This window comes from Actinophytocola sp., from assembly GCF_045807065.1.
Taxonomy (GTDB): Bacteria; Actinomycetota; Actinomycetes; order Mycobacteriales; family Pseudonocardiaceae; genus Actinophytocola.
In genome coordinates this window covers 1-10,217 of the sequence record NZ_JBJMIE010000611.1, presented here as the reverse complement: position 1 = coordinate 10,217, position 10,217 = coordinate 1, and the positions used below count along the sequence as shown (strand labels likewise).

At 70.2% G+C, this 10,217-nt stretch carries 11 protein-coding genes; 8 read left to right on the top strand and 3 right to left on the bottom strand.

Annotated features, from left to right (window positions below):
- The coding region (locus tag ACJ73U_RS35935) for an ABC transporter permease (RefSeq protein WP_407782219.1) at positions 1–523 on the top strand (523 nt) is incomplete at its 5' end.
- 24 nt (positions 524–547) lie between these two features.
- Here ACJ73U_RS35935 and sbnB read toward each other — a convergent pair.
- Positions 548–1,555, bottom strand: a complete 1,008-nt coding sequence (gene sbnB, locus ACJ73U_RS35930) for a 2,3-diaminopropionate biosynthesis protein SbnB (RefSeq protein WP_407782218.1) — start codon at positions 1,553–1,555, stop codon at positions 548–550.
- A 145-nt stretch (positions 1,556–1,700) separates the two neighbouring features.
- On the opposite strand from sbnB, the gene ACJ73U_RS35925 reads away from it, so the two are divergent.
- The 5 genes from ACJ73U_RS35925 to ACJ73U_RS35905 all read left to right on the top strand — a co-directional run bounded on the left by ACJ73U_RS35925 (position 1,701) and on the right by ACJ73U_RS35905 (position 5,823).
- A complete protein-coding gene (locus ACJ73U_RS35925) occupies positions 1,701–2,543 on the top strand; it encodes a PhzF family phenazine biosynthesis protein (protein WP_407782217.1) in 843 nt (280 codons plus the stop codon).
- A 416-nt stretch (positions 2,544–2,959) separates the two neighbouring features.
- Positions 2,960–4,267: a serine/threonine-protein kinase gene (locus tag ACJ73U_RS35920; RefSeq protein ID WP_407782216.1), complete on the top strand. Its 1,308-nt coding sequence runs from the start codon at positions 2,960–2,962 to the stop codon at positions 4,265–4,267.
- A gap of 114 nt (positions 4,268–4,381) precedes the next feature.
- On the top strand, positions 4,382–4,861 hold the full coding sequence (locus ACJ73U_RS35915) for an ATP-binding protein (RefSeq protein WP_407782215.1): 480 nt from the start codon (positions 4,382–4,384) through the stop codon (positions 4,859–4,861).
- A gap of 60 nt (positions 4,862–4,921) precedes the next feature.
- Positions 4,922–5,305, top strand: a complete 384-nt coding sequence (locus ACJ73U_RS35910) for an anti-sigma factor antagonist (RefSeq protein ID WP_407782214.1) — start codon at positions 4,922–4,924, stop codon at positions 5,303–5,305.
- Positions 5,306–5,361: 56 nt separating this feature from the next.
- The gene (locus tag ACJ73U_RS35905) at positions 5,362–5,823 is read left to right on the top strand and encodes an STAS domain-containing protein (RefSeq protein WP_407782213.1); all 462 of its coding nucleotides are present in this window, start codon (positions 5,362–5,364) and stop codon (positions 5,821–5,823) included.
- Positions 5,824–6,031: 208 nt separating this feature from the next.
- Here ACJ73U_RS35905 and ACJ73U_RS35900 read toward each other — a convergent pair whose 3' ends face one another.
- On the bottom strand, positions 6,032–6,892 hold the full coding sequence (locus ACJ73U_RS35900; protein WP_407782212.1) for a hypothetical protein: 861 nt from the start codon (positions 6,890–6,892) through the stop codon (positions 6,032–6,034).
- Between the two features lie 275 nt (positions 6,893–7,167).
- On the opposite strand from ACJ73U_RS35900, the gene ACJ73U_RS35895 reads away from it, so the two are divergent.
- Both ACJ73U_RS35895 and ACJ73U_RS35890 read left to right on the top strand, forming a co-directional pair.
- Positions 7,168–8,724 carry an AMP-binding protein gene (locus ACJ73U_RS35895; RefSeq protein ID WP_407782211.1) on the top strand — a complete coding sequence of 519 codons (1,557 nt, stop codon included), beginning with the start codon at positions 7,168–7,170 and terminating at the stop codon, positions 8,722–8,724.
- Positions 8,721–9,986: an MFS transporter gene (locus tag ACJ73U_RS35890; protein ID WP_407782210.1), complete on the top strand. Its 1,266-nt coding sequence runs from the start codon at positions 8,721–8,723 to the stop codon at positions 9,984–9,986. The genes ACJ73U_RS35895 and ACJ73U_RS35890 overlap by 4 nt, the downstream gene beginning before the upstream one ends.
- Before the next feature lie 10 nt (positions 9,987–9,996).
- Here the strand turns inward: ACJ73U_RS35890 and ACJ73U_RS35885 are convergent.
- On the bottom strand, positions 9,997–10,217 hold a 221-nt coding region (locus ACJ73U_RS35885), incomplete at its 5' end, for a PaaI family thioesterase (protein WP_407782209.1).

Below are 10,217 nucleotides of genomic sequence, written 5' to 3'. Positions count from 1 at the left end.
GTTCCGGTCCCTGCCGATGTCGTTCTCCGCCGTCCTCATCGGACGGACGATGGCCGACCTGCTGCTCTCGGCGTTCGCGTGCGTGGTGATGACCGCGGTGGGGTACCTGATCGGCTGGCGGGTGCACGGCGGACCACTGTCCACAGTGGCCGGTTTCGGTCTGTTGCTCGCCACCGGTTTCGCGCTGTCGTGGCTGGGCGTGCTCATCGGGCTCGCGCTGCGCAGCGCGGAGGCCGTGGCGTCGGTGACGTTCCTGGTGACGATCCCGTTCACGTTCCTGTCCAACGCCTTCGTGCCGCTGGGCAGCCTGCCGGGCTGGCTCGCCGGGCTGGCCGAGTGGAACCCGGTCACCGCGGTCGTCACCGCGCTGCACACCCTGTGGGGCAACGCCCCGGCCCGTGCGGGTGGCTCGTTGCCGACCCGCCACCCCGTCCTGGCGGCCATCATCACGTTGGTCCTGCTGCTGGTCATCGTGGTTCCGGCCGCCCTGCGTGCCTTCCGCCGCGTCGGCACCTCCCCGTGAGCCGGGTCGGCCCGGGCCGGCGGGTCAGCCCGCGTCGGCGCCGAAGAAGTCGTCGATCCGGTGCGCCAGGCCGAGGGTGACCGCCTCGCTGAGCACGAAACGTGCCACCGCGAGGTCCAGCACACCGAGCCCGAAGGGCGAGAACACCCGTACCCGTCCGCTGTCCGGGGACAGGCGTCCCGCGAGGACGTCGGCCAGCGTGCCCGCGACGAACTCGCGGTTCCCGGTGGCCTGTTCGGCGAGGTGCGGTGAGGTGTTGGCCTTCAGGCAGTGGTCCACGTCGTCGAGCACGTTCTGCGCGGCCAGAATCACCCCGACACCCAGATCGCGCAGCGAGATGTTGAGGACCGTCTGTTGTGGACCGAAAAGGCCGGCGTCGTGGACGTACGGCTCCGCGGCGGTCGTGGCGAACAGGACCAGGTCCGCTCCGCGGACGGCCTGGGCGACGTCGGGGACCGGCTCGGCCCGCTCGCCCCGCTCCCGCAGGCGGTCGCACAGCGCACCCGCGCGGTCGGCGACCAGGTCGGTCACCCGGAACCCGCCCACCCGCCACTCGGTGCCCAGCAGGAAGTCCAGCACCGTCTCGGCGATCGGCCCCGCCCCCACCACGGCGACCCGTGCCACCTCCCGCGTCGGGTGCAACAGCGCGGCCCCGAGCGCCGCTGACGCCGCCGTGCGGGTGGCGCTGATCCGCGCGCCCTCGACACAGGCCACCGGCCGGCCGGTGGCCATGTCGTTGAGCACGACCACGGCGGACGCCCGCGGCAGCGAAAGCGCGTGGTTGTCCGGAAAACTGCTGATCCACTTGATCCCGGCGGTGTCCTGGCCGGTCCGCAGCCGGGCGGGCAGGGCGATGATCCTCGCGTTCTCGCGGTCCGGGAACCGCAGGAAGTAGCTGTCCGGGTTCTGCGTCCGGCCCGCGCCGTGAGCCGCGTACGTCTCCGCGACCAGCTCGACCAGATCGCGCTGCCTGCCAGCCAGGACGCTGGCGACCGCGCCCCCTCCGACCACGTGGAATGCCTGTCCTGTCACCGTTTCCCCCTCGTGTGCCGGTGGTCCGCGCCCTACTCTATCCACCGGACGTGTGCCACGAACTCGTGCCCGCGCAGGAGGTATCACGGCCAGCACGTCGCCGGCGACCGCCCACTCCCGGACCAGCCGCACCGAAAGGCCAGCCATGCCCCGCTCACGCGCGTTCACACAGGTCGACGTGTTCTCGACGACCCCGTACCTCGGCAACCCGGTCGCCGTCGTCCTCGACGGGACGGAGCTGACCGAACAGGACATGCGGCGGCTGGCACGCTGGACGAACCTGTCCGAAACCACCTTCGTCCTGCCACCAACCACCACGGCGGCCGACTACCGACTGCGGATCTTCAACCCCGGCGGTGAGCTGCCGTTCGCCGGGCACCCCACCCTCGGGTCCGCACGTGCCTGGTTGGACGACGGCGGCGAACCCCGCCACGCCGACCGCGTCGTGCAGGAATGCGGCGCGGGCCTGGTCACCGTCCGCCGCAGCGGCGAGATCCTGTCCTTCGCCGCGCCACCGGTCATCCGCGACGGCGCACTCGACGACGAGCACGTCGACCAGATCGTCACCGCGTTCGGCATCGAACACGACCAGGTGATCGCCCACCAGTGGGTCGACAACGGCCCCGGTTGGTCCGTCGTCCAACTGGCCACCGCCGAGGAAGTCCTCGCCATCGAGCCGGACCTCGCCCGCATCCCGACCGCGATGGTCGGCGCGATCGGCGCCTACCCCGAGGGATCCGAGTACGCCTTCGAGATGCGCACCTTCGCCCCCGGCGCCGGGGTGCCCGAGGACCCCGTCTGCGGCAGCATGCACGCCTCGGTCGCCCAGTGGCTCACCACCACCGGCGCCGTACCCACCACCTACCGCGTCTCCCAGGGCACCCGCGTCGGCCGCGCCGGCACCGTCGAGATCACCACCGACCCGGACGGCACCATCTGGGTAGGCGGCGCCACCGTCGGCTACATCCGCGGCACCATCACCCTCTGACTCGCACAGCCGGCCTGTTCCGGAAACGCCGTACACCAACACGTAGGCCCCTACGGCCAACGCGTGTTTCCGCCGAAGCACCCTGCTCGATTCCTAGATGCGCGAAGCCCGGCCGGGGGTTGCGTCATTCCTGACGCTATGAGTAGGCGTCATGTTCGATTTTTTGTAGTTTGCGGATGGATTGTGCCTTGAACTCTCGAGGAAGGAGGCGAAAGTATGAGGAGAGCGATCGTCTCGTCATCCGCCATGGCCCTCGCGCTCGTCGGCGTGTCGACCGCACCGGCGGCGGCCGGCGCGGCGACGGGGCCGACTACGAAGCGTTCGCACGGTGGAACGGTGCGGAGTTGTGAATGCTTCACCGATTTGATCTCATCCTCAGGGGGTAGTCCCCTGCCTGAGTGAGAGGGGTTTGGGTCGTGACGGCTGAGCAGACACAACCGTCGGGTGAAGAACGGCTGTTGGACGGTCGTTACCGGCTGGGGGCGCTGCTCGGGCGGGGCGGCGCGGCGACGGTGTACGAGGCGGTGGACATCGTGCTGGGGCGGGCTGTCGCGGTCAAGATGTACCAGCCCGGCAGTAACGCCGTCGGTCTCTACCGGTTCGCGGCCGAGGCCCGGTTGCTCGCCGCACTGTCCCACCCCGGGCTGGTCACGGTCTACGACGTGCGCCTCGAAGGTGAGCAGCCCTACCTGGTCATGCACCTCGTCAACGGCCCCACGCTGCGTGACCTGCTCGACCTCGGCCCCCTCGAGCCGGCCGCGGTGGCACGGCTGGGGGTGCGGCTCGCCGAGGTGCTGGCCTACGTGCACGCCCAGGACGTGGTCCACCGCGACATCAAGCCGTCCAACGTGCTGGTCGACGAGGCCGGGGCCTGGTACCTCGCGGACTTCGGGATCGCCAGAGCGTTGAGCGCCACCCACCTGACCGTCACGGGCGAGTTCGTCGGCACCGCCGCCTACCTCGCGCCCGAGCAGGTGACCGACGTCGACGCCGGTCCCCCGGTCGACATCTACGCGCTCGGACTGCTGCTGCTCGAGTGCCTCACCGGCCGGACCGAGTACACCGGCACCACGGTCGAGTCCGCCCTCGCCCGGCTGGCCCGGCCACCCCGCGTCCCCGACACGCTCCCCCAGTCCTGGCAGACGCTGCTCGCGGATATGACCGCCCAGGATCCCGCCGCCCGGCCCGACGCGGACCGCTGCGCGCACCTGCTCGCCACCATCGCCGAGCAACCCGCGGCGGCCCTCGTCACAGCGCCCACTCCAGCCCCACCGGTACCGGAGCCGGCCCACACCGCCACTGTCCGGTCACGTCGTTCCCGCGCTGTCCGGCTGCTCCGCCCCGCGCCCGCCGCGCTGAGCGTGGCGGCCCTGGCCGCGGCGGTCGTGGTGGCGACCGCCATGACCTCCTCGACCGCCGTCCCCGGCCAGCCCGGGAGCGGGTCCCACCACACCAGGGCACCCGCCGCCGGCGATGCCACCCCGTCAGCGCGGGGCGGCGACGAACAGAACGTGCCGGCCGTCGACGCGGACGGGCCCGCCACCCCGACCGGCCGGACACCGAACACCGCGGCACCTCCCGGCGGCGCCCCGCCCCCGGCGCAGCCGGGGGTCACCGAGCCACCCGCGCACCCCAGTGGACCCGGTGCCGGTCCGGGCTCGAACAAGGGCGTGGGCAACGGCGCGGGCAACAACGACAAGGGCAAAGGTAAAGGCAAGGGGTAGTCAGCCCGCGTTGTTTCAGCCCCCTGAACTGCGGGTACCATGTCTTACCCACCTGAGCGCGGACCGGTGTTCTGCTCCGACTCGGCGTTCTCGATGCGTGTCAGAGGTGTTGCCATGTCAGCGCGACCCGCGAGCCCCGCGGACGACGGCGAGCGCCGTCCTGCCGGCACGAGCCCCACCAACGTCACCTGCGCCCTGGACAAGACTCCCAACAGCCACGTGCGTGACCTCGTTCGCGACCTGCTGGCCGGCCGCAGCGGGGTCATGGTCGAGGACGCGGTGCTGGTCGCGGACGAGCTGGTCAGCAACGCACACCAACACGGCGACGCTCCCCGCCACTGCCGGCTCGTGCTGCTCGACAACGGCAGCCGCCTGCGGATCGAGGTCGACGACTCCTCCCCACACCCACCTCGGGCACGGACACCGGACAGCTCCGGCGGACGCGGGCTGATCCTGGTCGACCGGCTCTCCTCCCGCTGGGGCGTCCAACGCCACGCCCACCACAAGACGGTGTGGGCCGAGCTGGCACTCGACCGTCCCGGCAGCAGCGGCCACGCCCCGCACATGACCGCCATGTCGAACCGGTTGTCGTAAGTCGAACACCGGGCCCCGTCGCCCTCTGGATCATGTAACGATCAGGTACGGTGCGCTACCGTGAGCCAGCACCCCGAAACCCACCCCGACCCAGCGGTACTGGACATCACCGACCGCGTTGTCGAGGGCACCCTCGTGGTCACCGTCGCGGGTGAGATCGACCTGGACACGGTGCCGGTGCTGCACGCGGCGGTGACCGACGCGATCCGCCGCACCGCCGGTGAGGAATGCATCGTGGACCTCACCGCGGTGACGTTCCTCGGCTCGGCCGGCCTCGCGGCCCTGGTCGACGCCGCGAACCTCGCCGAGGCCCGGCGAGAACCCCTACGCATCGTGGTCGACTCGAACCGGCCGGTGATCCGCCCGATCGTCGTCACCGGCCTGGACGACGTGCTCGCGCTCTATCACACCGTTGAGGAAGCACTGAGAGCAGGACACCGGTAACCCACTGCGACAGTCGGGTCCGGCGGCGCTTCGAGCAGCCCTGATACTCACCTCACGTGCGTGACCAGAACCAATTCGGGGTAGAACCACATATCAACCTGGTCGGGGAGGTCGCCACTGTGACAGACACGAACGAGGCCCTCTTCTGGGTCCGCCGAGAACAGCACCCTGACGCCGTCGTCGTGCGTGCCGGCGGTGAACTCGACGCGTTCACCGTGGACCAGCTCACCAAGCAACTGCGGGAAGCCGAAGACGCTGTCACACCCGCGGCCCCGGTGCTGCTCGACCTGACCGGCATCACCTATCTCAGCTCCGCCGGAGTAGCGACGTTGGTCATCCACACACAGCGTTGCACCGAGCTCAACAGCCGACTCTGCGTGATCGCCAACCAACCCGCCGTGCTACGCCCCATCGCCCTCACCGGCGCCGACAACAACATCAACGTCGCACCCACCCTGGAAAAGGCGATGGCACGAAATGAAAACGACACCGTAGCTCACGAACAGACGCCACAATAAGACAAAGACCCAGTAGCAACAACGACAGAAGATCCGCCAAGCTCGCGTCGATCGGGGCTACCGTGGATCTCTGCGCGAAGGTCCACCCCTGATCAGCAGTTACCTCAGGGGAACGTGACGGCACCCAACCACAATCCACCTCGCCATCCGCACCGACGCCGGAACGCAACCAACACTCAAAAATCCGGGGAGGCGGACTAGCGGCGGACTAGAGTGTTGCGGAGAACAGGTAGCCCAGTGTCGGGTCGTAATCCGCGAGCAATATCCGCGCCCCGTGATTCTGCCAGCCACGCAACCGGTGCGCCAACTCCAGCCAGATGCCGGTCAACGGCTGGTTCCCCTGGCACACCACCACGTTGGCGTCCAGGCGCCGATCCGCCGCCACCTCGCCCAGTCCCGCACCGACCAGCACGGTTGGCGTCGACCGGTCGCCGGAAAGCCGGGCCACCTCGGCGGCCAGGACGTCCGGCACGTCGTGCTCGGCCAGGTTCGTGTGCCGGCGGACGGCCAGTGCACCACGCGGTCCGTCCGCGTCCAGCACCACGCCCACCGCCGCGGCGCGGTCCGGAACACGTGTGGGCACGGGGAGTTCGTGGTACAGGGTCGGTTGCTCGGCCACCAGCAGCACAGCTCGCCGGCACGCGCCGGTGCGTGCGTAGCCGTCGATCAGGTGCAGCGCGGTGAACACGGCCAGCAGCCCCTGGTCGCAGACCGTGAACGCCAGCGGAGCACCCGCGCAGTGCCAGCTCAGGTAGGTGGCAGTGGAACGTCCGAAGCGGATGTCCGGGATTCCGGTGGCTAGTACGAGTAGGTCAGCCGGTTGCTCCTCAGGCACCAGTTCGTCCAGCAGCGGCGCGCACATCTCCCCGTAGGAGTGCCCGACACCCTCCTCGATGAGATCCTCGCACACCGCGATCCCGTATGGAGCCACCATGTCGGTGACGTAGCCGCGCAGCGTCGGGTTCAGCACCTGACCGCTCAGCTCGCCGAAGGTCCGGCCGACCGCGCTGCGGACCCGCAACGGACTGTCGCTTGTGACAAGTGGGCCGGTGACGAACATTCCCCGCATCCTAGGAAACCCTCGTGGGAGTCATGCGGCGACAGTACGCCCTCGGCGCCACCGCACCCGCGCGTCGAACACGGCCCCGGTGTTGTTCGTGGCGAACAGGTTCACCAGACGGGAGCACTTCACTGACCCGTTCAGCCGCGCGCCCGGCAGCCCTGTGAGGGGAATTCACGTTGCGCGGTCTGTTTTCCCGACTTCCCCGGGTACGCTTCGCCCGCTCGCATCCGTCGGCCGCGATGGCCCCGTGCTTCGCCGCCTGAGTACGCCTGGAGAGTGTGATGGGTTCCGGACCGGACTACGTGGTGCGCGCACTCGAACTGTTCGCGGCGTACGGGGATCGTGAGGCACTGGTCAACGGCGAGACCCGGTTCACCTACACCGAACTGCGCGCCGCGGTCCTCGACATCGCGGCGACCTTCGAGGACCTGGGGCTCCGGCCGGGCACCACGGTGGGGATCCTGCTCGGCTACCCGCCGCACGCCCAGGCGATCCAGCTCGCACTGCACCTGATCGGCTGCCGGACGGCGTGGCTGTCCAACGCCATCACCCGGATGGAGGTGGTCGCCTATCTCGACCAGGTGCGACCGGAGGTGCTGCTGTACGAAGTGGCGGTGCACGAGCGGATCGGTCGGGAAATCGTCGAGGAGTTCGGGATTCCCGCGCTCTGCGTCGGCCCGGGAGGCGCTGGCCCGGACATCCTCGCGCCGCGCCCCGAAGGCTCCGCGCCGTTCGACCCGGGCAGGGCGACCGGAGCAGCGGAGTGCGTCTTCCAGACCAGCGGTACCACCGGAATACCGAAACCGTTGCTCCACACGGCGAACCTGTACGAGCAGCTCCTCACCCTCGCCGAACACATCGTGGCGGCCGGCGAACCGCGCTACCGCCACCTCACCGTGACGCCCATGTGGTTCGTCGCGGGGCAGACCTCGGCGTTCCTCTACCTGTTCACCGGCGGCACACTGCTGGTCTCCCGGTTCTTCCGCCCCGCGGAGTTCCTCGAACTGGTGGAGCGGGAACAGGTCAACTCCGTGTTCATCACCCCGCTGATGCTCTACGAACTGCTCGACCACCCCGACATCGACAAGCGCGACCTGTCCGCGATGGCCGTGCTCAGCGTCGGCACGGCGGCCACCAACCCCGTACGGCTGCGCCAGGCCGTCGACCGCTTCGGCCCGGTCGTGCGCATCACCTACGGCCTGTCGGAATCCCCGTTCATCTCGGCCTATCCGGGCGTCGGCACCGATCCGGGCCGGATCGGCTCGTGTGGACCGGCCTACGGCGACGTGCGGCTGGAGATCCGCGGTGAGGACGGCGAGACCGTGCTGCCCACGGGCGAGACCGGCGAGCTGTGGGTGGCCAGCAGGCTCAACTTCGGCGGCTACGTGGGAAATCCGGAGCAGACCGCGAAGACGCTCGTGGACGGCTGGGTGCGCACCGGCGATCTCGGCCACGTCGACGACGGCGGTTACATCCACCTCACCGGCCGCGCCAGCGACATGATCATCACCACGCTCGGCAGCCACCACATCTTCCCGCGCGCGATCGAGGACGTGCTGTCCACCCACCCGCGGGTCCGCGCGGTCGCGGTGATCGGCGTGCCGCACCCGGAGCTCGGTGAGGCCGCCCACGCCTACGTGGTGCGCACCGACGAGGCCACGGTGACCGAGGAGGAGCTCGTCGCTCTGGTCACGGAGAGGTTGAGCTGGGTGTGGGCGCCGCGGTCGTTCGACTTCGTCGACGAGCTGCCCAGGACCGGCAGCGGCAAGACGAACACCCGGCAGCTGCGCGAGAAGTACGCGGCTGAGCACGTGTTGGCGGGAAGTACGGCGGATTGAGCACGGTCAGCGAGACGACGGGCAGCAACCACGTCGCACGGCGGATCGGGCTCGTCGCGCTGTTGGCGGCACACGTCGTGTCCATGCTCGGCAGCGTCGTGACGACGGTGGCCGTGCCGTGGCTGGTGCTGACCAGCACGGGCAGCGCGGCGAAGATGGGCCTGATCTCCATGGCCTCCGTCGTTCCCGCCCTGCTGGCCGGTGTGTTCGCCACCCCGCTGACCGACCGGCTCGGCATCCGGCGCACGATGATCGTCGCGGACTGCGTTGCCGCACTGGCGATGGCGGCCGTCGCGGCGACACCGGAGATCGGGTTCCTCCCGCTGGCCGCGCTGGTCGCGGTCAAGGGCGCGCTCGTCGGCGTCGGCGGCCGCGCCCAGCACGTCCTGCTCCGTCCCGTCAGCGACGCGGCCGGGATGCCGATCATCCGGACCACCGCCATCTACGACGGGGTCGGCAACGTGGCGATGGTGACCGCCGCGCCGCTGGGCGGTCTGCTGATCCTCTGGTTGGGACCGCAGGGCGCGATCTGGTTCGACGCCACGAGCTTCGCGGTGTCCGCGCTGCTCGTCGGAGTGCTGGTGCACCCGCCGGCGGGCACCATGCCGGACCGGGACGCGGCGGCGAAGGAGGGCTACTTCACCGCACTGCGGAGCGGCGCCGGTCACCTGTGGCAGGACCGGCTGCTGGTCGGGATGCTCGCGATGACCTCGGTGGTCAACCTGTTCACCGTGGCCAACTACGCGGTGTTCGTGCCACTGTGGGTGGACGCGCACTTCGGCGCGGCGCCCGCGGTCGGCCTCATCCTCGGCGCGTTCGCGTGCGGCGCGATCGCGGGCAACATCGTGTTCACCATCGTCGGCCCGAAGTTGCCGCAGTACCTGACGTTCTGCGTCAGCGTGGCGCTGTGCGTCGGCCCCCGGCAGCTGACCCTCGGGTTGACCGACAGCCTGGCCGTGGTTCTCGTGGTCTCGGTGCTCTGCGGGGTGACCCAGGCGGCGTTCCGGCCGGTTCTCGGCGCGATGCTCTACGCCCGTGTCCCGGTCGAGTTGCAGAACCGCGTGTTCGGCATGGTGACCGCGGTGTCCGGCAGCAGCCTCGCGTTCGGCGCGACGCTCGCCGGGCTCGCGGTCGCCGGGCTCGGACTGCAGCCCGCGATCGTCCTCTCCGGCTCCCTGTGCCTGGTCGTGACCGCGATCCCCTTGCTGCGCTACCGATCCGGCGTACGCGGCGGCGTGGACACCGCCGAGGTCCAGAGGTGAGGCCGGTCGCTCAGCTGGCGCGCACGATGCGGGTGGTCGCCGACCCCACGGCCACCACCTGCCCGGAGTCATCCAGCAGTTCCCCGGCGAGGAAGGCGATGGTGCTGCCGCTGTGCACGACGCGTCCGCGCCCCACGAGCCGCCCGGGCCGGGCCGGCCGGAGGAAGCTCACCTTGAGCTCCAGGGTCGCCCCGTACAGACCGGGACCCAGCGTGGCCGCGAGCGCGGGAC

Excerpts from the sequence above, each read along its gene's own strand:
- ACJ73U_RS35925 (WP_407782217.1), top strand. The coding sequence starts at position 1,701 with ATGCCCCGCTCACGCGCGTTCACACAGGTCGACGTGTTCTCGACGACC.
- ACJ73U_RS35915 (WP_407782215.1), top strand. The coding sequence starts at position 4,382 with ATGTCAGCGCGACCCGCGAGCCCCGCGGACGACGGCGAGCGCCGTCCT.
- ACJ73U_RS35900 (WP_407782212.1), bottom strand. The coding sequence starts at position 6,892 with ATGCGGGGAATGTTCGTCACCGGCCCACTTGTCACAAGCGACAGTCCG.
- ACJ73U_RS35895 (WP_407782211.1), top strand. The coding sequence starts at position 7,168 with ATGGGTTCCGGACCGGACTACGTGGTGCGCGCACTCGAACTGTTCGCG.